The 23,951-nt window shown below is 50.5% G+C and carries 22 protein-coding genes, 1 tRNA gene and 1 pseudogene; 12 read left to right on the top strand and 12 right to left on the bottom strand.

The window, feature by feature from the left end; all coding sequences use genetic code 11:
* Positions 1 to 35 precede the first annotated feature (35 nt).
* The 3 genes from C2M35_RS02540 to C2M35_RS02530 form a co-directional block, all read right to left on the bottom strand.
* Positions 36 to 968, bottom strand: a complete 933-nt coding sequence (locus C2M35_RS02540) for a hypothetical protein (RefSeq protein WP_105264536.1) — start codon at positions 966 to 968, stop codon at positions 36 to 38.
* 249 nt (positions 969 to 1,217) lie between these two features.
* Positions 1,218 to 2,198: a zinc-binding dehydrogenase gene (locus tag C2M35_RS02535; protein ID WP_105264535.1), complete on the bottom strand. Its 981-nt coding sequence runs from the start codon at positions 2,196 to 2,198 to the stop codon at positions 1,218 to 1,220.
* A gap of 20 nt (positions 2,199 to 2,218) precedes the next feature.
* Positions 2,219 to 2,626 carry an Ohr family peroxiredoxin gene (locus C2M35_RS02530; protein WP_105264534.1) on the bottom strand — a complete coding sequence of 136 codons (408 nt, stop codon included), beginning with the start codon at positions 2,624 to 2,626 and terminating at the stop codon, positions 2,219 to 2,221.
* Between the two features lie 112 nt (positions 2,627 to 2,738).
* On the opposite strand from C2M35_RS02530, the gene C2M35_RS02525 reads away from it, so the two are divergent.
* The 4 genes from C2M35_RS02525 (at position 2,739) to rimI (ending at position 4,623) form a co-directional block, all read left to right on the top strand.
* Positions 2,739 to 3,617 carry a LysR family transcriptional regulator gene (locus C2M35_RS02525; RefSeq protein ID WP_105264533.1) on the top strand — a complete coding sequence of 293 codons (879 nt, stop codon included), beginning with the start codon at positions 2,739 to 2,741 and terminating at the stop codon, positions 3,615 to 3,617.
* A 116-nt stretch (positions 3,618 to 3,733) separates the two neighbouring features.
* Positions 3,734 to 3,810, top strand: a tRNA-Trp gene (locus C2M35_RS02520).
* A gap of 62 nt (positions 3,811 to 3,872) precedes the next feature.
* Positions 3,873 to 4,178 (top strand): hypothetical protein, encoded by a 306-nt coding sequence (locus C2M35_RS02515; RefSeq protein ID WP_105213231.1) that lies wholly within the window; start codon positions 3,873 to 3,875, stop codon positions 4,176 to 4,178.
* A complete protein-coding gene (gene rimI / locus C2M35_RS02510) occupies positions 4,171 to 4,623 on the top strand; it encodes a ribosomal protein S18-alanine N-acetyltransferase (protein WP_105264532.1) in 453 nt (150 codons plus the stop codon). Before C2M35_RS02515 ends, rimI begins: the two co-directional genes overlap by 8 nt.
* Before the next feature lie 18 nt (positions 4,624 to 4,641).
* Here the strand turns inward: rimI and C2M35_RS02505 are convergent, their stop codons facing one another.
* Entirely contained in the window at positions 4,642 to 5,067 is a 426-nt protein-coding gene (locus C2M35_RS02505) for a GNAT family N-acetyltransferase (RefSeq protein ID WP_105264531.1), read from the bottom strand.
* Positions 5,068 to 5,113: 46 nt separating this feature from the next.
* The gene (locus tag C2M35_RS02500; protein ID WP_105264530.1) at positions 5,114 to 7,783 is read right to left on the bottom strand and encodes an ATP-binding protein; all 2,670 of its coding nucleotides are present in this window, start codon (positions 7,781 to 7,783) and stop codon (positions 5,114 to 5,116) included.
* Positions 7,784 to 8,026: 243 nt separating this feature from the next.
* Between C2M35_RS02500 and prfC the strand changes: the two genes are divergently transcribed.
* The 4 genes and pseudogenes from prfC to C2M35_RS02475 all read left to right on the top strand — a co-directional run bounded on the left by prfC (position 8,027) and on the right by C2M35_RS02475 (position 13,088).
* Positions 8,027 to 9,613 carry a peptide chain release factor 3 gene (gene prfC / locus C2M35_RS02490; RefSeq protein WP_105264528.1) on the top strand — a complete coding sequence of 529 codons (1,587 nt, stop codon included), beginning with the start codon at positions 8,027 to 8,029 and terminating at the stop codon, positions 9,611 to 9,613.
* A 59-nt stretch (positions 9,614 to 9,672) separates the two neighbouring features.
* A pseudogene (gene argS / locus C2M35_RS02485) lies at positions 9,673 to 11,414 on the top strand (arginine--tRNA ligase).
* Between the two features lie 268 nt (positions 11,415 to 11,682).
* On the top strand, positions 11,683 to 12,321 hold the full coding sequence (gene pdxH, locus C2M35_RS02480) for a pyridoxamine 5'-phosphate oxidase (RefSeq protein WP_105264527.1): 639 nt from the start codon (positions 11,683 to 11,685) through the stop codon (positions 12,319 to 12,321).
* Complete coding sequence (locus C2M35_RS02475; protein WP_105264526.1) at positions 12,321 to 13,088, top strand: TatD family hydrolase; 768 nt, start codon at positions 12,321 to 12,323, stop codon at positions 13,086 to 13,088. Before pdxH ends, C2M35_RS02475 begins: the two co-directional genes overlap by 1 nt.
* Here C2M35_RS02475 and C2M35_RS02470 read toward each other — a convergent pair.
* Positions 13,055 to 13,678 carry an AhpA/YtjB family protein gene (locus C2M35_RS02470; RefSeq protein WP_105199770.1) on the bottom strand — a complete coding sequence of 208 codons (624 nt, stop codon included), beginning with the start codon at positions 13,676 to 13,678 and terminating at the stop codon, positions 13,055 to 13,057. The genes C2M35_RS02475 and C2M35_RS02470 overlap by 34 nt on opposite strands.
* An 88-nt stretch (positions 13,679 to 13,766) precedes the next feature.
* On the opposite strand from C2M35_RS02470, the gene serB reads away from it, so the two are divergent.
* From serB to C2M35_RS02455, 3 genes are all read left to right on the top strand, one after another.
* Positions 13,767 to 14,780 (top strand): phosphoserine phosphatase SerB, encoded by a 1,014-nt coding sequence (gene serB / locus C2M35_RS02465; RefSeq protein ID WP_199774378.1) that lies wholly within the window; start codon positions 13,767 to 13,769, stop codon positions 14,778 to 14,780.
* Between the two features lie 243 nt (positions 14,781 to 15,023).
* A complete protein-coding gene (radA, locus tag C2M35_RS02460; protein WP_105199666.1) occupies positions 15,024 to 16,394 on the top strand; it encodes a DNA repair protein RadA in 1,371 nt (456 codons plus the stop codon).
* Between the two features lie 52 nt (positions 16,395 to 16,446).
* Positions 16,447 to 17,355, top strand: coding sequence for a hypothetical protein (locus C2M35_RS02455; protein ID WP_105199667.1), 909 nt, complete (start codon positions 16,447 to 16,449; stop codon positions 17,353 to 17,355).
* Positions 17,356 to 17,497: 142 nt separating this feature from the next.
* Here the strand turns inward: C2M35_RS02455 and C2M35_RS02450 are convergent, their stop codons facing one another.
* Both C2M35_RS02450 and C2M35_RS02445 read right to left on the bottom strand, forming a co-directional pair.
* Positions 17,498 to 17,857, bottom strand: a complete 360-nt coding sequence (locus C2M35_RS02450; protein ID WP_105255694.1) for a hypothetical protein — start codon at positions 17,855 to 17,857, stop codon at positions 17,498 to 17,500.
* An 82-nt stretch (positions 17,858 to 17,939) separates the two neighbouring features.
* On the bottom strand, positions 17,940 to 18,464 hold the full coding sequence (locus C2M35_RS02445) for a hypothetical protein (protein ID WP_158677895.1): 525 nt from the start codon (positions 18,462 to 18,464) through the stop codon (positions 17,940 to 17,942).
* A gap of 183 nt (positions 18,465 to 18,647) precedes the next feature.
* On the opposite strand from C2M35_RS02445, the gene yghU reads away from it, so the two are divergent.
* Complete coding sequence (gene yghU / locus C2M35_RS02440; protein ID WP_105264525.1) at positions 18,648 to 19,487, top strand: glutathione-dependent disulfide-bond oxidoreductase; 840 nt, start codon at positions 18,648 to 18,650, stop codon at positions 19,485 to 19,487.
* 74 nt (positions 19,488 to 19,561) lie between these two features.
* On the opposite strand, the gene serA is transcribed toward yghU, so the two are convergent.
* The 4 genes from serA to C2M35_RS02420 all read right to left on the bottom strand — a co-directional run bounded on the left by serA (position 19,562) and on the right by C2M35_RS02420 (position 23,930).
* The gene (serA, locus tag C2M35_RS02435) at positions 19,562 to 20,791 is read right to left on the bottom strand and encodes a phosphoglycerate dehydrogenase (protein WP_105199670.1); all 1,230 of its coding nucleotides are present in this window, start codon (positions 20,789 to 20,791) and stop codon (positions 19,562 to 19,564) included.
* A 13-nt stretch (positions 20,792 to 20,804) separates the two neighbouring features.
* Positions 20,805 to 21,458, bottom strand: coding sequence for a ribose-5-phosphate isomerase RpiA (rpiA, locus tag C2M35_RS02430; protein WP_105264524.1), 654 nt, complete (start codon positions 21,456 to 21,458; stop codon positions 20,805 to 20,807).
* Between the two features lie 49 nt (positions 21,459 to 21,507).
* On the bottom strand, positions 21,508 to 22,107 hold the full coding sequence (locus tag C2M35_RS02425) for a 5-formyltetrahydrofolate cyclo-ligase (RefSeq protein ID WP_105213219.1): 600 nt from the start codon (positions 22,105 to 22,107) through the stop codon (positions 21,508 to 21,510).
* Between the two features lie 284 nt (positions 22,108 to 22,391).
* Positions 22,392 to 23,930 carry a S10 family peptidase gene (locus tag C2M35_RS02420; RefSeq protein WP_105264523.1) on the bottom strand — a complete coding sequence of 513 codons (1,539 nt, stop codon included), beginning with the start codon at positions 23,928 to 23,930 and terminating at the stop codon, positions 22,392 to 22,394.
* Positions 23,931 to 23,951: the final 21 nt, after the last annotated feature.

Genomic DNA, 23,951 nt, shown 5'->3' with positions numbered 1-23,951 from the left:
CACACTAAAAAAGGGCTGATATCAGCCCTTTTTTGTTATTGAAAATGAATACCCGTAATGTCGTATTCCTTGATGTAGCGTTTACCGTGCACATCGCTAAAGAAAAACTCCATCTCTATTTTGTTATCCAGCTGTCCATTGTGTTCAAGAATTTCTACTAGGTAGTAATCAACACCAGGCTGATTGATGTTTTCATAGCGCCTGTGTTGAGCCACCTCGAACTTGCTGGGGTTACCAATTTTATCGAAGTAGGCGAACAGGGTTTGCAGTCCACGCTTATAAATATCCTTGTTCTTTTCTGAAGCCTTGGGGTCGCGATACTTTAATAATGGTGCCGAGCGCTTGGCGTTTACTGCGCTGATAAAGTCCGTAATGATCTCTTCATGGGGTGTGACCTTGGTGGCCTGGGTGTCCTTAACCGCCTTCTTCAATTTTTCCGACAAAGGATAAATATTTGCCAGGTAAGCCTGGTAGTCGGTCGAGGCGCTGGTGTAGCTAAAATAGTGCGGCAGGCCCTTGTCGTATTCGGCTTTTAACTTGGTATAGCCTTGTGGGATATGCTGCGAATAAGACGAGAAGAAATTGTATCCGGCCTTGTGATCAAGATGATAAAAGTCGCTCTCATCAACAAGCTTTGAAAAAAGCAGGGTGTTAAAGTCTAAAAAGTTCTTTTGGTTGCTAAAGATAAAGACATCACTGATCCACGCTTTGTCGTCTTTTTTGATGCTAAGTGTAAATTCGTAAAAGACCTTGTCGTCCTCGGGCATAAAGGTGAGGCGCTTCTTGTTCACCTCATGTTTTTTCTCGCTGAGAATACTCTCGCTGAGCGACAGCTGGTATTGCTCTCCCAGTGCCAGTATTTCATCCGCTACTTCGATATTTAGGTAATTCTTTGCCAGAGTCGGCGTGCTTGCCAGCAGGGCGAGGGCGGTGCACAAGGGTACTAACCAGTTATTGGCTTTTTTCATATTAACGTCCTTATTTGCTTGTTAGCGCTTTGGCCATAAGCCATGCCTATAAAAGCGCTATCCATTTGATTTTTATTGGCATCCGTTTCAATGCCAAATAGGCCGTTAAGGAAAATAGCAAGCAGTCTACAAGGGTGTCAATCCACTTGTACCTATATTTATAGGTGTGCTGCTCATGGACAAAAAAAGGCCCTGGTTGGGGCCTTTTGACGTCACATTACTTAAATGACTTACTCTGAATTTCTTTGCTTAAGGCTGAATCATGAGCTTGCCTTGACGCGGCTGGTCATAGGTGGCACCGGCTTTAGCAATGTCCTTGATGGCAAAGGTTTCATGAACCGGCAAGGTTAGTTCGCCTTGCTCGGCCAACCCAATCAGCTCCAGTACCGAGTCGGTGATTTGCTCCGGTGTTAAACGGCTGAATTCCACCATGCCCCAAAAGCCTTTTACGGTGATTTCCTTAAAGATCAGATCGGCCGCATCCACCGCCATGGGCTCGTTGGACATGGCACCAAAAGACAGGACAGTGCCACCGTTTCCGACCAGGTTAATCAGCTTACGGGCGGCTTCACCGCCAATCATTTCGATACCGCCGACCACGGGGCCGTCAATAGCGGCGAGGGCACTTTCAAACCAATTGGCTTCGTCCATGGCAAAGACGTTGCCAATACCCAGCTTGTCAAGTTGCGCCTTGGAGCTGCCACGGTTAACCAGGCTCAGTACCTTAAGGCCACGGCCTTTGGCTATTTGGGCTACGGTTTTGCCGACGGCGCCGTTGGCGGCGTTAACCACGATCCAATCACCTGTTTTGGCGGGGATTTTATTAAGCGCCATTACCGAACTCATCGGCATGGCTAATAATTGCGCGGCGATATCGTCGCTGATGCTATCCGGCAGCGGCACCGCCGCCATAGCAGGAGCAATAAAGTACTCTGCCCAGGTGCCGGCGACGCCGGCCACGTTTACTCGTGTGCCAACAACAGGGCCTACAACGCCCTCACCCAGTGCATCAACAATGCCTACGGCTTCACTGCCGCCGATGGCGGGCAATTCGGGTAGGCTGCCGTACTCGCCGCGAACGGTCATGATGTCATGGTTATGTATGGGCGAGCGTGTCATACGCACGCGGATCTCCCCCGCTTGTGGCTCGGGAATGGCTATTTCACGGGCGTCTAGCACCTCTGCGGGGTGGCCTGTATTTGTATACATGGCGGCTTTCATTGTGTTCATACGGACTCCAAAATTTATCTTCAGGCGGATTGTTCAAGGTTTTTAACGCGCACCTTGGCATTGCCGCGCAGTGCATTTGAATAAGGGCAAACCTCATGGGCCAGGGCGATAAGCTGCTCGCTCTGTGCTGGCTCTAGGCCTTCTATTGAAACATCTATGGTTACATCAAGCAGATACTGCTCGGCGACCTTATCCAGGCCCACGGTAACCTGGGTTTGACAGCCCTTAAGTGCCATCTTCAAGCGCTTGGCAGTGAGAATAAGGGCATTGTCGAAACAGGCTGCATACCCCATGGCGAACAGCTGCTCCGGGTTATGCCCAGGTACGCTGGTACCCGGTGTGGTCATGGTAAGGGTCAGGCTATCGTCGGCTAGCTTGGCGCTGCCATCGCGGCCACCACTGGCAATGGCTGTGGTTGAATAAATCATACTGGCTACCTTGTTGGCTCTTACTGTGTTGGGACCCAGTATGCGTTAGAAGCAGGTAGAGGAAAAATAATCTAAACTTTGTTTAATATAATTTAATTTATAGCTGAAGCTTATGTCCATTCACCAACTACGCACCTTTGTTGAGGTCTACCGTCAGCGTTCTTTTAGCAAGGCCGCCGATGTTTTGCATATCACTCAACCTGCGGTTTCCAGTCATATCGCTTCACTCGAGTCGCAATTGGATCACCGTTTGTTTGTTCGCCATGTGCGCGGAGTGCGGCCAACCCGTATTGCCGATGAACTAGCGATACAACTGGGAGACACCCTGGATTATGCCGAAGGCGTGTTGGCAAAAATGAAGTCGCACGGCAGCAAAATAGACGGGGTGATACATATAAACGGCCCCATAGATATGCTCTCGAGTATGCTTGCCCCAAAGTTGCAACCGCTCACCGATGCCGGGGCGCAAATACGTTTACACCCCAGTCACGATGACGACATGTTTACCTTTCTGAAAGATGGTAACTCTGACTTTGCCTTGTGTTTAACGTCTCCGGAAGACGGGCAACTGGATTACTGTTTACTGGGAGAGGAGCGGGTTTTCTTGGTCGCCAGCCCAGCCAGGGCGCGGCAAATGAGCCAGGACCTGGAGCTGGTATTAAGTGAGCAACCCTTGGTGGCCTATGATCTGGGCCGTACCCTGGTGCGTCAATGGGTAAGCCATAATGGTTTATTCTTGGGGCACTTAAATGAGATTATCACCGCCCCAGATCTGCGTTGCTTGCGTACCCTGGTGCTGGCGGGATTAGGATGGTCGGTGTTACCCGAGTACCTGGTGAGTGATGATTTAAAACACGAACGTTTAGTCGCCATAGGCGGCTCTCAGTCAAACCCGGCGATACAGTATCACTTGTGTTGGCGGGCGGGGGCGTTGCGTAGCCCCAGGATTGCCAGAGCGCAGCAGTTGCTGCGTGGGGTATTTACGCCTTAATACGGCTAAAATAGACTGTTTTTTCTGCAGTTGTTTATTTTCAAAGCAATTGAACAGGTGCGGTGATATTTTTTCTTTACCTTTATAAAAAGCTCATTATAATGCGTCGACATTGCAGGGGCGTAGTTCCAATTGGTAGAACAGCGGTCTCCAAAACCGACGGTTGGGAGTTCGAATCTCTCCGCCCCTGCCACTTCTTTCCTGAGCGTCTTTACGCTACACTGGCAGCCGCCAAATGCAGTTAATAATTTCCCTATGCAATCACAGTTAGCCGATATTTTTGCTATACAGCCGGTGCGCTTACGTGCAGCTTATCGAACACAAGACACACAGCCTCTGGATGGTGAACAAGTCAAAGATTCACAACCCTTGTCCGGCACTCTGGCCGAGGATATTTTGCGCCTGCTTCCTGCGGGTAGCGAAGTGCACCTAGGCAATGTAAGTACACCACAACTACAAGGCAATCGCGTTTACCTTCCAAGTGATAACTTATCAGTGGCACATAAGCAGGCCCTGTGGCAGCAATTGTGTGAATGCGAGCAGGTACTTAGCCATGCATAGCCTGGCGCCTTTAGGCGAACAACACCTGGCGGATATGATGGTAATTGAGCGAGCCTGTCACAGCCATCCGTGGAGCGAAACGCTGATGCGCTCTTGTATGTCCGGACGCTATTTTTGCACCGGGCTCTTCAGTGATAACACGCTGTTGGGCTTTTATGTCGCCGAGCAAGCCGGCCCCGATATCACCCTAGTGGATATTTGTGTTGCGCCGAGCCAACAAGGGCAGGGCCTGGGTAAGGTGTTGATGCAATCGCTCATTAAGGACTCGAACGCGCGTAATGCCGAGCTGCTGTTTTTAGAAGTGCGCGAAAGCAATGTGGCCGCCATCGCCCTGTATGAAGGCTGTGGTTTTATCGCCAACGGCGTGCGCAAGAAATATTATCCCGATGGTGAGGATGCCACCCTGATGATGTGCGAATTAAGCGCACTCGAATACTTCAGCTAGTTATGCTGAGCGCGTTAACTAGAGCGCTTTAATCAGACAGTAGGTTGTGTGCCCCTTGGGGCAATCCACTAATTCTCCATAGACCTGATAGCCGAGCTTTTCATAAAAGGGCTTGGCCTGAAAATCCAAGGTTTCCGTGCGCATATAGTTAAAGCCTTGCGCCTTGGCATGAGCCTCAACCGCCGCCATTAGGCGTGAGCCCACGCCACTGCCACGGGTTTGCGCCGACAACCACAGCAGCTCGATAATGCAATAATTCCAAAAAGCCTTGGCACGAATGCCGCCAATCACTTCACCCTTGTCATTGCGCGCAAATGCGGCAAAGCGGGTATCCGGCTCAAAAACCACCTGTTTCGGCAAATGCTCTTGATTATAAGACTGGATCCCCTGGCTGATGGTTTTTAAATCCGCTTCTGAGGGGGCGGTGGCTAATTCTATGTGCATCTCTTACTCCGTACACTAACATTACTTTAGCGCCTTTTAGGTCGGCCTACAGGGGCTTGGTAGCATCCTTTTCTAAAACAAAGCGAATGGCGTGCTCAAGTTTAAGTACCGGATATTCGTGGTGCTCACACTCGCCGTTGCGCAGCGATAATTCTAGCTCGCTGGCGGCATCGGCCACGGCGTTAAAGCCAAAGCAGCTGGCACTGCCTTTGATGCTGTGGGCAATGGCCTGCAATTGCTCCCATTCTTTAGCTTCTTGGTGAGCCAAGACCTGCTCAAGGTAGTCGGGGAGCTTTTGCTTGTAGTTTTCATTGATCTGTAAAAAGCGCTCGCTTTTAAGTATGTCGTCCCACTTGGAGTTGGCCTCCTGCTGCAGACTTAAATAGGTGGCCAGGGTATGTTCAAGCTGCTCCTTGTCTATGGGTTTGGCCAGTGCCTTGTCGCAGCCCGCCGCTAAATAGCGCTCAATATCATGTTTCATCACGTTGGCGGTCAGCGCAATAATAGGCCCGTCGTAGGCGGCATGGCGCAGCATTTGCGTTGCTTCTTCACCGCCCATCACCGGCATCTGCATATCCATTAAGATCAGCTGGTAGTCTTTAACTAAGGCCTTTTCCACCGCTTCGGCGCCGTTATTGGCAAAGTCCGGGGTGATCCCCCAGCGCTCCAACAGCAAAGAGATAAGCGCTTGGTTGTCCTGATTATCCTCGGCCACCAGAATTTCGCCGTCAAACTGCTGCCAGCTTAAGGTCGGCATAGGCTCCCTGACCGGCTGCATTTCTTCGGCACCATAATAGAAGTCTGGGGCATCATACACCTGGTTACACTTGATTCTAATGGTAAAGCGACTGCCAATGCCCTGCTGGCTATGAGCATGGACATCACCGCCAAGCAATTGCGCCAGGTTTTTCGCGATACACAGGCCCAGACCACTGCCGCCAAAGCGACGGGTGGTGGTGGTGTCGGCCTGCTCAAAGGGCTTAAAGATACGGGTTAGCTCTTGATCTGAGATACCTATGCCGGTGTCACTGACTACGCACTCAAGCAAGTCGTCGTGGTAGCTGACCTCCAATTGCACCTGGCCTTGGGCGGTAAATTTAACCGCATTGGTGAGGATGTTAAGGAGGATCTGCTTAATGCGGGTCTGGTCGCTGTTAATGTATTTGGGTAAGGGGAACTGGTAGTTGATGGCAAACTCCAGCTGTTTTTGTTGCGCCTGGGGCTCGACTATGGAGTTTAAGTCGTCAAACAGCTCATAGAGTGACACTGGCTCGCGGTTCACCGCCAGTTTTTCCGCCTCAATTTTTGATAGATCCAAGATGTTGTTGATTAGCTCCAGCAGGTGACGCGAGTTACGCAGTACGGTTGCAAGCTGGTGTTGCACCTTGTCATCATCAATCTGGCTGTTCTCCAGCAACTGCTCGGTAAAGCCCATGATGGCGGTTAAGGGAGTGCGAATTTCATGGCTCATATTGGCTAAGAAGCGGCTTTTTAGCTGGTTGGCCTGCTCCGCCTGTTCAATGGCCTGTTCCAGCGCTTTATTGGTTTGCTCCAGCTCCAGGGTGCGTTCTTCAACTCTTTGTTCCAAGGTGTCTTTGTAATTTTTTAGCTCGACCTGGGAGTGATAAATCTTGCTCACCATGTTGTTAAAGTCGCTAAACAGCTGACCGACTTCATCGGTGCGGGTGTCATCAAGGCGCACGGCCAGATTGTTGTTGCCGACACAGTGACTGGCAGCCCCCAGTTGCTCTATGGGGTTAAGTAGCAAGTTGCGCACCACGATAAAGATCAACACCGGCAGGGTGATAATGGAGATCAGCACGATCAGCGCGGTGATGAGACTTATCAGCTTACCGGCCTGGTAGAGCATTTTTTTCGGGATGCTGGTAACGAAATAATGGCCGTCGGGCATTTGCACGCCATAGAGCATACGCTCCGTCTTATCGACGCTCTCAAGCACAATTTCATTGAGGCGGCCATTGTCGGCCCAGAGATCTATGGCCTCTAAATCCTGTTTGCTAAGGGTTTTGCCAAGCAAGGTGTGGTTAGAGCTAAACAGCACCTTACCTTGCTCGGTCAGCAATAAATTCAAGGTGTTGTTATAGGGCGCCTCTAAAATTGCGGTGTTTAAAACCGTCGGCTGTACCCGTAATATAATGTGGCCCAGCAGCACAGGGCGCTCCAAATGGTAGTCCGGGGCAAACACCTTTTGTGCAAAGTAGAGGCTGGTTTCGCCATTGTCTTCTTGCACCATAAACTGCTGGCGGCGCAAAGAGCTGGTCAGCAATTGCTCGAAAAACGGATATTGCGGAGGCGCACTTTGCAGCGTGGTGGAAAAGTAAGCGTAACTTTCCTGCTCGCTGGAAATAAAGTTAATGCTGAGAATATCCGGGTAGGCCTCGGTATAACTGCTAAATACATCGAGCAGGGCACCCAGATGCGCTGTATAGGAGCTTTTGGGGTGATTGAGCTGGTGTAAAAAGTTTTGCAATACCGGCGAGGTGCTAAGCAGTTCTGTGGTGGAATGATAGACATTGAGCGAATGAAACACCTTGTTCTGCTGCTGCTCAACAAAGCGGCTGACGATCAGCTGCGCCTGTTGCTCCGAGGAGCTGGTGACATTGGTAAGGGTAAAACCACCTAAAAACAGCAAGGGCAAGATCACCACAGGAGTGATGTACCACAATAAGCGAATACTGAGCTTGCTTGTTTTCACGGTGCGCCTCCTTGCAACGTCTTAAAATAGCCTGAGCGCGTTATGGTAATCGCCACAACAAAAAAATTATACAAAATGCTCAGCAATAATACACATAGGTGGGTCATGAAGTCACTTTTACTTGTATTCGACGCTTTTGTGCACACCCTAAAGTCGGTATAATCTCGCGTATTAATGTCTTTAAAATTTAATTGCGACTTAACCGCCTCGCCGTGGTTGGGTCGACAGCTCATAAGTGACCGCATGTCAGAATTAATACAGCAAATTAATAAGCGTCGCACCTTTGCGATCATCTCTCACCCGGATGCGGGTAAAACAACCATCACCGAGAAGGTACTCCTGTTCGGTCAGGCCATTCAAAAGGCCGGTACGGTTAAGGGCCGAGGCTCTAACCAGCATGCCAAATCGGACTGGATGGAAATGGAAAAAGAGCGTGGTATCTCGGTCACCACTTCTGTGATGCAGTTTCCTTACAATGAGCGCTTAGTTAACCTGCTGGACACCCCGGGACACGAAGACTTCTCGGAAGATACCTACCGTACCCTGACCGCCGTTGACTCCTGTTTGATGGTGATCGACGCCGCCAAGGGTGTAGAGGACCGTACTCGTAAGCTGATGGAAGTAACGCGTTTACGTGATACGCCGATAGTTACCTTCATGAACAAATTGGACCGCGATATTCGTGACCCAATGGAGCTTCTGGATGAGGTGGAAACCGAGCTTAACATCATGTGTGCGCCCATCACCTGGCCTATCGGCTGTGGTAAAGAATTTAAGGGCGTATACCACCTGCACCGTGATGAGACCATCTTGTATCAAACGGGTCACGGCCATACCATTCAGGAAGTTCGCACCATCAAGGGGCTGGACAGCGACGAGCTAGATGCCGCCGTGGGTGAGAGCCTGGCCGAGCAACTGCGTGAAGAAATCGAACTGGTGCAAGGTGCGTCAAACGAATTTGATCTGGAAATGTTCCTAAGCGGTGAGCTAACGCCTGTGTATTTCGGTACTGCACTTGGTAACTTCGGTGTTGACCATATGCTTGACGGTTTAACCGAGTGGGCGCCGGCACCTATGCCGCGTAAAACCGATGATGAGCGTGAAGTGAGCGCAGAAGACGAGAAGTTCACCGGCTTCGTCTTTAAAATTCAGGCCAATATGGACCCGAAACACCGCGACCGCATCGCCTTTATGCGTATTGTATCGGGTAAATACACTCAAGGCATGAAGATGAATCATGTGCGCTTAGGTAAGCAGGTGAGTATTTCTGATGCCGTAACCTTTATGGCCGGTGACCGTGAGCGCGCGCAAGATGCTTACGCTGGCGACATCATAGGTCTGCACAACCATGGTACCATTCAAATCGGTGATACCTTTACCGACGGTGAAAAGCTCAAATTCAGCGGTATTCCAAACTTTGCCCCTGAATTGTTCCGCCGGATTCGTTTGAAAGATCCACTGAAGCAAAAGCAATTGCTTAAAGGCCTGGTACAGCTTTCAGAAGAAGGCGCGGTGCAGGTATTCCGCCCGCTTATCAACAACGACTTGATCGTAGGTGCCGTAGGTGTGCTGCAGTTCGACGTGGTTGTGGCGCGCTTAAAAGCGGAATACAAGGTAGATGCCATTTATGAGAGCGTTAACGTTAACACTGCGCGCTGGGTATCAAGCGCTGACGTGAAGAAGTTTGAAGAATTCAAACGTAAGTGTGAAGCGAACCTGGCTCTTGATGGCGGTGATAACCTCACCTACATAGCGCCAACCCGTGTAAACTTAAATCTGTCGATGGAACGCTATCCTGAAGTGAACTTCAGTGAGACCCGTGAACACTAATCGCCCCTAATTTATCCCGGCCAGCGTGATGCTGGCCCAATTGCAAGGTAACTGCAACGATGAACATTAAACAAATTTTAATCGACAAAGCCAATGCCGCCATGCTTGCTGCGGGGCTTGAAGAAGGCACTAATCCAGCGGTAACGCAAAGCACGCGTCCGCAGTTCGGCGATTATCAAATCAATGGCGCCATGGGCGCGGCCAAAAAATTAAAAACCAACCCCCGTGAACTGGCGCAAAAAATTATTGATGCGCTAGACGTATCTGATTTAGCGGATAAGGTTGAAATCGCCGGCCCGGGTTTTATCAATATTCACCTTAAGCCTGAGTTCCTGGCCGAGTCTGTTGCCAGCGCCAACCAGGACGCCAAACTGGGTGTGGCCGAGCATGCGAAAGCCGACACGGTTGTGGTTGACTATTCATCACCAAACCTGGCCAAAGAAATGCACGTGGGTCACCTGCGCTCCACCATTATCGGTGATGCCATTGCCCGCACCTTGGAGTTCCGTGGAGACAAAGTTATTCGTCAAAACCACATGGGTGACTGGGGTACGCAATTCGGTATGCTGATTGCGCACCTCGAAGACCTGCTTAATGACGGTGTTGACCTGGAAAAGGTGGCCCTAGCCGACCTTGAGAGCTTCTACCGTGACGCGAAAAAGCGTTTCGATGATGAGGAAGGCTTTGCCGATCGTGCCCGTGAGTACGTGGTAAAACTGCAGCAAGGCGATGCCCATTGCGACAAGCTATGGCAGATGTTTATCGACACTTCCGTGAAGCACTCAGAAGAGGTATACGAAAAGCTGAATGTAACTCTTAAGCGTGAAGATATCTACGCGGAAAGTGCCTACAACAGCGAGCTACAGCGCATGATCGATGTGCTGCGCGAACAAGCATTGCCAAAGAAGACCAAGGTGCCCAGGTGGTATTCCTTGATGAGCTGGCCAACAAAGACGGCGAGCCTTCGGTGTTTATCGTGCAAAAATCTGGTGGTGGCTTCCTATATGCCACGACCGACCTTGCGGCCTGTGAGTATCGTTCACAGAAGCTAGGTGCGGATCGCATCATGATTTTCGTAGATGCCCGTCAAAGCCTGCACTTTAGCCAGGTTGAGATCACCGCCCGTAAGGCCGGTTTATTACGCGACGAAACCAGCTACGAATTCTGCCCGTTCGGCACCATGATGGGTGAAGACGGCAAGCCGTTTAAAACCCGCACCGGTGGTACGGTAAAACTGGCGGACCTGCTTGATGAAGCGGTCACCCGCGCCAAGGCGAAATTGTCGGAGCGCGAGTCGCCGTTAAACGACCAGGAGCAGGAAGAGATCGCCACTAAGGTGGGCATTGGCGCGGTGAAATATGCGGACTTGTCGAAGAACCGTACCAGCGACTATATCTTTAACTGGGACACCATGCTGAGCTTTGAAGGTGCTACGGCTCCTTACCTGCAATATGCCTATACGCGTGTTAAGAGTATCTTCCGCAAGGCCGGCATCGACAGCGCCGCGCATCAGGCACCGGTAGTGATTGCCGAGCCACAGGAAAAAGCGTTGGCCATTAAACTGATGCAGTTTGAAGAAGTGCTGGATCAAATGGTCGGTGACGCTACGCCGCACGTATTGTGTGGTTACCTGTATGAGCTGGCAAGCCTGTATATGAGCTTCTACGAAGCCTGCCCGGTACTAAAAGAGGGTGTGAGCGAGGAAGATAAGAACAGCCGTTTGGTGCTGTGTTCGCTAGTGGCGAAGACTTTACGCCAAGGTCTAGACTTACTCGGCATCGAGGTTATGGAGCAAATGTAATCTCAGCGGCCTGTAGTTCGTTTTGACGGCGTTGGTACTCTTTTTGAACACTAGTCACATACTTTATGTATGCTCCTAGGTATAAAAAAGAGTACCGCCTTGTCAGCACTCCTACACTTGCTGATGTGATTTGTAGGTCGGTGCTCTGCGCCGACAAGATAGCTGATAGTTCGTTTGTCGGGATTAAATTCCGATCTACAACCTATATTTGCGGCTTTAGCCTTGCCATTTGTGTTTTAGACGGCGGTGATAATTAGAAGGATTTGCTATGAAACTTGATGATATTCGTCGTGAATATTTACAAGGCGGGTTGGATGAGAGCATGCTCGAGGCCACGCCCATTGCGCAATTTGAGAAGTGGTTAGAGCAGGCCATAAAGGCGCAAATTCCAGACCCAACGGCCATGGTGGTGGCGACTGTGGATGAGCATGGTCAGCCTTCGCAGCGCATTGTGTTGTTGAAAAATCTGGATGAGAACGGCTTTGTTTTCTTTACCAACACCGGCTCGCGTAAGGCCAGTGAATTGGCGAAGAACAATAAGATCAGCCTGCATTTCCCCTGGCATATGTTTGAGCGTCAGGTAATCGTCTATGGCGAAGCTCAGCCCTTGCCGGTATCCGATGTGGCCAAGTACTTCTTATCCCGCCCTAAAGAAAGCCAGCTCGCAGCCTGGGCATCAAGCCAGAGCCGGCCCGTGTCTTCACGCCAGGTGCTGATGGAAAAATTCGCGCAAATGAAGAGCAAGTTTGCCAAGGGGGAGATCCCCTTACCGGATTTCTGGGGCGGTTATTGCGTAAAGCCCACCAAGGTGGAGTTTTGGCAAGGCGGCGCCCATCGCCTGCACGACCGCTTTATGTATATTCGCCAAGAAGATAACAGCTGGCGTGTTGAGCGCTTAAACCCCTGATGCGCTTTATTGACTCCCACTGTCATCTCGATTTTAGCGAATTCGATGAGGATAGGGCGCAGTGTATTGCCAATGCTCTGTCGCTGGGAGTCACACACCTTGTGGTGCCGGGCGTGAGCCTGGCACAATGCAAATACCTGCTGACCTTCACCAAACAATACCCCACGACCTATATCAGCGCCGGACTGCACCCATACTTTCTTGCCCAGCATCACGACTCGCATATCGCCGAGCTGAGTGATTTAATTGCGGCCAATCGCGACAGTTTTGTTGCCGTTGGCGAATGTGGTCTGGATAGAAGTATCGGTGAGCTAGAGAAACAGCAAAGCCTATTTGAGGCGCAAATCGCTTTGGCCAATGAATTTGAGCTGCCGTTGATTGTCCACCACAGGCAAAGTCACGACCTAATCGCTGCCAGCTTTAAGCGCTGCCCGCCCAAATTCGGTGGTGTGATCCATGCGTTTTCCGGCTCACAGCAGGTGGCCCAAAGTTACATCAAGGCCGGATTTAAACTCGGGGTGGGGGGCACCATCACCTATCCCAGAGCACAAAAAACTCAGCAAGCTTTGCGCCATGTAGGCGTCGAGCATCTGCTACTCGAAACCGATGCGCCCAGTATGCCCTTGTGTGGTTATCAGGGGCAAAGAAATACCCCAGAGCGCATACCTAATGTGTTTTTAGCCCTGGCCGCGCTGTTGCAACGGCAGGACTATGAGGCCTTAAGCGAGCAGCTTTATCTAAACTGCTTGGCTTTTGTGCGAAAGTAGCGCTTTAACTGCCAGCGCTTTAGACCGCGCCCAAGTTGCCAGGTAAAGATGCAACAAATAAACAGCATCAGCAGCACCTGGCGACCCACCTCATGAATATAGCGGTGGCTGGTGTCTATAGCTGTTTGTGGCAGGTAGTTGACCCGGGCAAAACCTATGGGTTTGTTGTCTTGTGGCGAGGTGATAGGCACCACTATGGGTTGTGTAAGCTTGCTGATCCCCGGTGTAGCCTGAGTGATCCCCAAGTCAGATTGATAGGGACTGTAGGCCTCGCTGTGTGCCTGAGCCGTGCCATGTATATCGTAAATAACCGCGCTTTGGATCACCGCATCGCTGCTGAGTTGATTGGCCAGCTCACCCAGGCGAGGCTTGTTGTTTTGCTCCAACGGCACAGCTGCGGTCAGCGCCAGCTGTTGCGACAGGCTTTTGGCACTGTGATAGCCTTGCTGGTAAAGCATATGGTGACCCTGAAAGCTGGTGTTAAAGGCCATCCAGGTCAGTAACACAAAACACAGCGCGGCAAAGATCAAGCGTCTAAGACGTTGCCATCGCGAGCTGCGCACCGGATTTTTTACTTGTTTATTTTTCATATCACTCATGTGGTTACTGACTTTCGTGGCTATCGGTGATTAAATTGGCAATGCCGTATCACGACTACATTTCGCCTGGGAGCCTTTGATGTCACAGCCTAATATTGCCTTTTCCACTTTAGCACAGCAAGACGATCTGTCCTTAAGTAATCAGCTAAGTTTAAACCTTTGGTATGACATCGACCATCCGTCTTTGGTGGCAGAAAACGCGCCTAACCCCCCAACTTATGTACTGCTATTCGGTTTTCAACTGGGTATGCAAGTGGCTAATTTAATACAACAATTACAACAATGGTCCGGTCAAGTCAGCGCCGTTTGCCGCTTTGAAGCCGACAGTGATTTGCCTCCGGCCTTTGTCTTTGTCGTGCATGGCGGGATGCCGGAATTGGCGCAGCAACTTAAGCAATATGGCGCCGATAATGGCGTGCAATGCGCGGCGCTGGTTAATCCGCCTAAGCTGAGCGAGCCTGGATTACTGGTGATGGATATGGACTCCACCGCCATTACCATTGAATGTATCGATGAAATCGCCCGCCTAGGTGGCGTTTATGAAGAAGTGGCGGCGGTGACCGCACAGGCCATGGCCGGAAAACTTGAATTTAGCGCCAGCCTGCGCCAGCGGGTCGCTAAGTTAACGGGGATCCCGTTAGACCTGGTGGCCGAACTACAAAGCCAGTTACCGCTTATGCCCGGCATAGAGCAGGTCTGTGAGGTCTTGAAACAACATAATTGGCATCTGGCCATAGCTTCTGGGGGCTTTGTGCCCTTCGCCGCTCAGGTGCAAAGGCTGTTAGATCTGGACCGTATTCATGCCAATGAGTTGGATGATGATGGTCAGGTCTTAGTGGGCACTGTGAGTGGGAAAATCGTCGATGCCGAGGAAAAGGCACGCTTTCTGTGTGCCTATCGCGATGAGCTGGGCCTGGCAAAAGCGCAAACCCTGGCCATAGGCGATGGTGCCAATGATCTGCCGATGCTGCATCAGGCCGGTTTAGGCGTGGCGGTGCATGGTAAGGCCAAGGTGGTGGCCGAGGCCCCTGCGGCGATCACCGCTGGCAGCCTGGCACAACTGCTTTATTTTTTAACTATTCCGGCACGTTAACCAATACCTTGTAACCACTTAATAGGGTGCTCGACCAGACTTGGTGGGCGCCTATATACACCTGCACCAGGCGCGGTATCAGCTCGTTTATGGCAGGACGCCCATTCCCCTTGCGCCCTTATTAAACCATTACCCAGAGGTGAAAAACCGTTATACTGACAGTCAAATTATTGTTTACTCTTTAATTACGCAAGTTTAAGCGCAAGGTTTAAACACAACCCAAGTAAAAGTTATGCCCTCACTATGGTAAAAAAGAAAACAGCCTTTGTATGTAACGAGTGTGGTGCCGAGTTCGCGCGCTGGCAAGGCCAGTGCAGTGAATGTAAGGCCTGGAACACGGTGACCGAATTTCGCGTGCCCTCGGTTAAAAACACCGGCCGCAGCAGCGCTACCAGCGGCTATGCCGGCCAGGTAGAAGCCAAAATTCAAACCCTAGACGAAGTTAACTTAGAAAGCCTGCCGCGCTTTTCCACCGGCTTTATCGAGTTTGATAGGGTGCTCGGCGGCGGCGTGGTGCCGGGTAGCGCCATTTTGATCGGTGGTGAGCCGGGTGCCGGTAAAAGTACCATCTTGCTGCAAACCATGTGTGGCCTGGCCGAGAACATGAAAACCTTGTATGTCACCGGCGAGGAGTCGCTGCAGCAGGTGGCCATGCGCGCCAAACGTTTGGGCCTGCCTACCGATAAGATGCAAACCCTGGCGGAAACCAATGTGGAAACCATTTGCCAGCTGGCGCTGCGTGAAAAACCCAGCATCATGGTTATCGACTCCATTCAGGTGATGCATATGGCCGATATTCAATCGGCCCCAGGCAGTGTTTCTCAGGTACGTGAAAGCGCCGCTTACCTCACCCGTTTTGCCAAACAAAACCAGATTGCCATACTTATGGTGGGTCATGTGACCAAAGACGGTTCTCTGGCCGGTCCTAAGGTGCTCGAGCACTGTATCGATTGTTCTATCTTGCTCGAGGGCAGCAGCGACAGCCGTTTTCGTACCCTGCGTGGCAATAAAAACCGTTTTGGTGCGGTCAATGAGCTGGGTGTGTTTGCCATGACGGGTCAGGGGCTGCGTGAGGTTAAAAACCCCTCCGCTATTTTTTTAAATCGCTCCCAGGAGCAGACGCCGGGCTCCTTGGTCATGGTGATCTGGGAAGGGACGCGTCCGCTGTTGGTGGAAGTGCAGGCGCTGGTGGACTATTCTCAGTTGGCTAACCCCCGTCGCGTGACCGTGGGCTTAGAGCAAAACCGTTTGGCCATGCTCTTGGCTGTGCTGCACCGCCATGGTGGCCTGCAGGTGGCGGATCAAGACGTTTTCGTCAATGTGGTTGGCGGCGTTAAGGTATCAGAAACCAGTGCCGATTTAGCATTAATTGTGGCCCTGGTTTCCAGCTTTAAGAACTACAGCTTGGAGCGCGAATTGGTGGTGTTTGGCGAGGTCGGTCTAGGCGGTGAAATTCGTCCCGTACCCAGCGGTCAGGAGCGTTTACGCGAGGCCGCCAAACACGGCTTTAAACGGGCCATAGTGCCGGTAGATAATAAACCGAAAGAGCCGATAGAGGGCATGCAGGTGCAGGCGGTTGCCAGCCTCAGCGAGGCTCTCGAAGCATTATTTTAGGGTTGTGCCCTTAATTTAACTCGGAGCGTGGACAGCTCCAAAGGAACTTAGTATGAAGAGACTACTTATTGTTGCCGCCCTCGGGGCCATGGCATTTGGCGGTTATAGCTACGCTAATTATTATGTCAGTAAAGAAGCCCGCAAAGACGTCGACGACTACTTATTGCAGCTACAGGCCCAAACCGGCCTGGATGTGCGCTATAAGGAAATAAGTAGCAACCTCTTCAACCAAAGCCTGGAGCTTAATAGGGTCGCGGTTAAAGGGCCTGATGGTGTGCAATTTGCTGATATCGACAGCATAGAGTTAGCGGGTTTCAATCCGATGCAGGCGAGCGATAATACTCGCATGGCCATAAATAACATGACCTTTATGGGTCCTGTGGTGGTGGAGATGCAGGAGCTCGACGGCGAGCGTATCAATGTGGTCAGCGAATTTAATTACAGCGCCGATAACGGTGATGCCGACACTAAGACCGTGATCAATGCCGGCAAGCTCGCCGATGTTGAGTTCAGCTTTGCCATGACCAACTCTCAGTCGCTGATGGCTCTGCGCCAGCAATTTGAAGAGCTAGAACAAAACGGGCAGGGTAATTTGCAACAGCAACTGGCGCTACAAAGCCAGCTGATGACGGCCATGACCGAGTTGGTGCCGAAAAGCTTTAGCTTTAAGCTGGACAATAACGGCAAACTTAAGGACCTGATACAAAGGGTGATTGCCGAGCAGGGCCTGACCTACGAGCAGTTTCAGCAACAGGCGCAGCAGCATCTAAGCATGTCACCAGCGCCGCAAACTTTGCGTGATGCGGCATTGGGCTTTATCGAAGGCACAGAGCAGTTTAAGGTTTCCGTGTCTTTACCCGAGGGCACGACCGTGGCCCAGGTTAATGAGCAGATGATGACCTTGATGGGTCACCCAGAAGAGTTGGCCAAGTATTTTAATTTAAAGGCCTCGGGTAAATAACCCTTTAGGGTTTGTTTAGGAAAAGCCGGATATTAATCCGGCTTTTTTGTGCATTCTCAGCCCGTTTTTATGTATATGGGGTACAGCGCCTAAGCTTTAGTTAGGGGCGCAGCTTTCTGTACACCTTGCCTTGTATCCCACCCTAAAACGCACTTGTTTTATCAATTTTAGTGCCGCAATAAAGGCAAGTATAGTGTCTAGCCGAGACAACCCGTGCGCAACTACCGCATACATTTGCAGGGGCAAATTTACCATCCAATGTACCATCCCGTAGATCAATTTCTTTCATTTTCGAAAGGAGCAGTTCTCGGTTAAAGCCAACCTCTTCGAGGAGCTCACTCATGGCCATGCAAACCAGAGAAAGGTGGTCGACTTTGCTTTGCAGCTCAACGATGTCGTATTGATTATCTGTAGCTTTGCGGTCAACCTGCCTAGTTCGCTCGGCTGCTTCGGTTTTCGTTTGCTCAAGACGGTACTGCTGAAATATATCGAATAGATCCACTTTTACCTCATTAGGGTTATTACTTGGCTGTAATGACAGTTAGCCAGTGCTTGTATTTTCTTTCGTAGCTGTTTTGTTGGCGTCAACCTAGATATTTCTGTTTTGGAATCTCACGGGCTTCAAGCTCTGTTAATTTTTCGGAGAGATATTTTCGAATATCATGGAGTGAAATGTTTTTGGGAACACCTATGGATAAGTTAAAACCCTGAGGGTCGCCAAATATGATTAACTTTCCATCGGGAACTGCAGCATTCGGTATATCTGTCAGTGACCATCCCATTAAATCTTTATAATCCTCTGTACGAGAATATTTTGTGCCAGTAATGATGACGGACGTTTCACTCAAAGAAATGGTAAGTATTTCTATTCGATTCCATTTAGAGATTAGCTCAGCTGCTGGGCCTGCGACCATACAGAACAGCATGGCCAGCAGTGTGAAGTCCCACATCACCGCTTTGTTTGTTAATAAAGCTGAGAGAGGTATTAGAATCAATGGAATTAGAGCGTACCCAATGGCCGATATGGTGATCAATAGTGGGTGGTACTCCGCTTGGTTTTGTAATTTTGCGCGCGCGGCGGCAATCTCTTTTGGCTCTGTCCATTTCATAGTTACTAACAAATTACTCTCGACCAAATGGGTCTTTCCTTGTTTAACTTATTTTTAACACACCAGCTAACTTATTGCTATGCATTGGCTTTGACTTACCTTTAGAGCGTTATCCCTTGTAATATTTTATTTCGACCATAGGTCTAGTAACTCAGTGGCGCAAAATTATGCAAAGGAGCATTCATGAGCACAACCCCCTATACTCCGCCTAAGGTCTGGCAGTTTGATAGTGAAAATGGCGGCAAATGGGCCAGTCTGAATAAACCAACATCCGGCGCAACCTTTGAACAGCATTTGCCGCGCGGGCAACATCCGTTTCAGCTTTATTCATTGGCCACTCCCAACGGCCAAAAAGTAACTATTATGTTTGAAGAGCTGCTGGCCAAGGGGTTCAGCGATGCAGAGTATGATGCATTTCTGATTGAAATTAGTGAAGGCTCGCAGTTTGGCTCTGATTTTGTCGCCATCAACCCTAATTCAAAAATCCCCGCCTTGTTAGACACCAGCACCTCACCGGCGACTCGGGTCTTTGAATCGGGCTCTATTTTGCTGTATTTGGCAGAGAAGTTTTCTTCATTTATTCCCAAGGATGCGCAGGCTAAAACCGAGTGTATGAACTGGTTGTTTTGGCAAATGGGCAGTGCCCCCTACGTGGGAGGTGGTTTTGGTCACTTCTATGCTTATGCGCCGGAGCCCATGGAGTACCCCATTAACCGTTTCGCCATGGAAACCAAGCGCCAGTTGGATGTGCTAGATAAGCACTTGGCACAAAACGAATACATGGCCGGGGATGAATACTCCATTGCCGACATGGCGATCTGGCCCTGGTATGGTGCTCTGGTGCTGGGCAAGGCGTACGATGCTGCCGAGTTTTTATCCGTGCATGAATATCGTCATTTACTTGCCTGGGCGAAGAAAATTGAACAACGCCCTGCGGTACAGCGCGGTCGACGCGTTAATCGCACTTGGGGCGACGAAGATGAGCAATTGCGCGAGCGCCACAGCGCCGCCGACTTGGACTAATTAATAAATCTACAGGCACAAAAAAGCACAGCCTAGGCTGTGCTTTTTCATATACGAGCACTGCTGTTGATAGCTTAGTGCAAGATACGGGCGCGAATGGTGCCGTCTACGGCACTCAGTTCTTTTAGCGCCACCTCCGAGTGGTCGCTGTCTACATCGATAACTACATAGCCTATGCTTTCGTCCGTTTGCAGGTACTGAGCGGCGATGTTGATACCGTGCTGGGCAAAGGCTTGGTTAATCTGCGTTAGCACACCCGGGCGGTTTTGGTGAATATGTAGCAGACGGCTGCGGTTAGCCAGCTCCGGCAGGGCTACCTCAGGGAAGTTGACAGCCGTCATGCTTGAACCGTTATCCGAGTACTTGGCCAGCTTGCCAGCTACCTCAACGCCAATGCTTTCCTGCGCTTCCTGAGTTGAGCCACCCACATGCGGAGTCAAAATCACATTATCGAATTGGCGTAGCGGCGAGATAAACTCTTCGTCATTTGATTTTGGCTCCACCGGGAATACATCGATGGCGGCGCCAGAGAGACTTTTATCTTCCAGAGCTTCGGCCAGGGCATCGATATCCACGACCGTGCCGCGCGAGGCGTTAATCAGTATGCTGCCTTTTTTCATCACTGCCAGCTCGGCGGTGCCGATGAGGTTTTTTGTTTGCGGTGTTTCCGGTACGTGCAGGCTTACCACATCCGAGCTTTGCAATAGCTGGGTCAGGTTTTGGATCTGCTGGGCATTACCCAAAGATAGCTTGTCTTCGATATCATAGTACTGCACCGTCATACCTATGTTTTCGGCCATGATGCCAAGCTGGGTACCGATATGGCCATAACCTATAATACCTAAGGTTTTACCACGGGCTTCGAATGAGCCTTCCGCGGTTTTTAACCACTGACCGCGGTGAGCCATGGCGTTGCGTAAAGGAATGCCGCGTAATAACAGCAGGATTTCACCCAATACCAGTTCGGCAACCGAGCGGGTGTTGGAAAAAGGCGCGTTAAATACAGCGATACCGCGTTGTTTGGCAGCGCTTAAATCCACTTGGTTGGTGCCGATGCAGAAGCAGCCCACGGCAATCAGCTTTTGTGCCGCGTCCAGTACCGCTTCGGTGATTTGCGTGCGTGAGCGAATACCCACAATGTGGGCATCGCTGATACGCTCGATGAGCTCATTTTCAGGTAACGATGTTTTGACATAGTCGATATTGCTGTAGCCGTTGCGCTTGAGTGTTTCAATTGCGCTTTGGTGTACACCTTCCAGCAAGAGAATCTTAATTTTATCTTTTGCTAACGATACCTTACTCATGTTCCTCATTCCTCTAACGTGTAGTTGGGCCCTCCGGCGTGCCGATGATCACTGTGTCGGCGCCGCGGTGAGCGAATAGGCCGTTGGTAACCACACCAACAACCTGATTTAAAGTTTGTTCCAGTGACTTGGCATCTGTGATCTGCAGGTTGTGCACATCTAAAATTACATTGCCGTTATCTGTCACTACGCCTTGTCGATAAACAGGGTCACCGCCAAGTTTTACAATTTCGCGGGCCACATAGCTGCGGGCCATGGGGATCACTTCGACGGGCAGTGGAAAATCGCCCAGAGTGTCGACCAATTTGCTGCTATCGACGATACAAATAAATTCTTTAGCCACGGCGGCTACAATTTTTTCGCGGGTTAACGCGGCGCCACCGCCCTTGATCATTTCGTTAGCGCCATTGATTTCATCGGCACCATCAACATAAATGTCCAGGCTATCAACATCATTTAATTCAAATACTTCGATACCCAGAGCCTTTAGGCGTTCGGTCGAAGCTTGCGAACTAGATACCGCACCGCGGATATCGTCTTTCATTGTTGCCAGGGCATCAATAAAGTGATTAACCGTTGAACCGGTGCCCACACCAACAATGGTGTCTTTCTGTACATAATCGAGTGCGGCCCAGGCGGCCGCCTTTTTCATTTCGTCTTGAGTCATGTTGTGCTCGCAAATGAGTTAATAGCTAAGGTTGCGGACTATTGTACCACTACCCGTGAGGGCAATAAATTCGCTCTGGGGTGACAATGTAATCTAATGGCACATCCCAACTGGCCACCGGCAGCGTATCTAGGTGCTGACATTGGTGCGCCACGCCGATTAATTTGGGGCGATGGGGCGCATCCGGTGGTATCTGGGCAAAGGTGCGGTCGTAATATCCGCCACCCATGCCTAAGCGATTACCCTGGCTATCAAAAGCCACCAAGGGGGTTAGGATAAAATCCAACGCCGCAACGGGGCTTACATGACTGCAATTCAACTCGGGCTCCAAGATACCATAGCGGTTAGTGCTCATGGGTGAATTTTCTTCATATCTCTGAAAGAGCAAATGCACCCCGGTAAAGGGGTGGAGAATGGGTAGAAATGGGGTCGCTTTATTTTGCCATAGCCATTGAAATACGGGGGCTAGATTGGGTTCACCATCATTGCTTAAATAGGTGCCTACTCGAGCGCTTTTAGGGTCTTTTATGACTTGAGAAATATTAATTTTCAGCGCGTTCGCGGCACTTTTTTGTTCTTCTGGAGTAAGCTTTTTGCGTAAATTTCGCATTCGCTTTCGAATGTCAACACGTTGCTCGTCAAATTGCATAGGGCTCTTATATTAAAGTTTGAGATAAGGAATAGCTCACACCTGGTATGGCTAGAAACACAGTGATCAGTACCAGTATAATGATTAATAACGAATGGCGATATTGTTCACTCATCTATCCCATGGCCATCATTGGCAGTGCTGTTGGCGACTCGGTCACACTTAGGCTTGAGTATAAATCCTTTTATTTAAAAAGAAAAAACCTAGCGGTAGGCGCCCATAAGGCATAAAAAACGCCGCACTAAAAAGCGCGGCGCAGTTGCGGTTTAGCAGCTCCTAAATGCTTAGTACTTGGCCGCTTCCCCTTCTGCCGGTAAGGCATTGATAATAAAGTCGCGCAGGTCGTTGTTGGAGCTTTCTAAGTCGGCGCGACGCAGATACATCATATGGCCGCTGCGGTAGCCTTTAAAGCTCAGGCGCTCTTTCATCTTGCCGCTTGGATCCAGTTGCCACATGGTGTATTTGGCATCGAAATAGTTGGTGGCACCGTCGAAATAACCGGCTTGAACCAGCACATTCAGATAAGGGTTTTGCGCCATGGCCAAACGCAGGTTTTCACCTGTGTTGTTGTTGCTGCGATCCCAAGGGTGAACCGAGCCAAACATATTGTATTTAACGTCGGTTTTATAATTTAGCTCTTCACGCAGATAGTAGTTGATGGCCGGGGTAAAGGAATGCAACCAAGAGGTTAGCTCGGCCCAGTAGTCCGGGCGGTCGCCGGCGTTGCGCTTGTCTATGCCCAGGTAGCGTGAGTCCAGACGGCCCACTGTTTTACCCTGGCTGCGCAGCAACTCTTTCCAGAACGACGAGGTGGGAATATCCAGGTTGTTGTTTTCCACGTAAGTCGGCGATACACCGGCATAGCGCGCCATTTGCGCGACAATACGCTGCTTTTCTTCGGCGCCGATAAAGCCGCCTTTAGCTATGGCGGGGATCAATTCGTTGACGGTAAAGTCTTCAACCTGAGGCAATAGCTCATCCAGGTCAAGGGCTTGCAGCTCGGCGTCCAACGCCTTGTGATACCAGGCGGTAGCGGCAAAGTAGGGCAGGCGGTTGGCCGCTTCTACCGGGCCTTCACGCTTAATACCAATCTCGGTAGGTGAAACCAGGACTACGCCGTTAAGGTACATCCACTGACTGTTTTGCAGCGCCAGCGCCAGACCGGCAACGCGGGTGGTGCCATAGCTTTCACCGATTAAAAACTTAGGTGAGCGCCAGCGATTGTGGCGACTGACAAAGGTATTTAACCATTCGGCCAGGTATTTAATATCGGCATTAACGCCAAAGAACATGTCTTTTTGCTTATCGCGACTAGGCAGTTTGCCATCGGCACCGGCCAGCACGCGCGAATAACCTGTATTCACCGGGTTCACATAAAGGATATCCGCCACATCCAGTACCGAATAAGGGTTCTCTTTTACGCCATAAGGCTGTACCGGGTAACCTTCATCGTCGATTTTTAGCACCTTGGGGCCGGTGTAGGCCAGGTGCATCCAGACCGAGGCAGAGCCCGGGCCGCCGTTAAATGAAATCAACAGCGGGCGCTTGGTATCGTTATCCACACCGACGCGCTTGTAGTAGGTATAGTGCAAGGTGGCGACTGCATCGCCGTTGTCATTCCATACCGGCTGAGTGCCGGTTTCGGCACTATAAGAAATGCGCTCGCCGTTAATGCGGGCCTTATGCTCGGTAATGACCTTGCTGTCGATATCGATTTGGCGACCATGAGCCGCGGCATTATGTTGGTCTACCTCGGCCAGCGCCGATGGGGCGATCACCACGGCCAAAGACAGGGCCACGGCTTTTAGATGGGTTGCAAACATGATTTACCTTTTGGTTTTTCT

The sequence above is a fragment of the Pseudoalteromonas sp. T1lg76 genome (assembly GCF_002964725.1).
In the GTDB taxonomy this organism is placed as follows: Bacteria; Pseudomonadota; Gammaproteobacteria; order Enterobacterales; family Alteromonadaceae; genus Pseudoalteromonas.
This window is presented reverse-complemented; position numbering and strand designations above follow the sequence as displayed.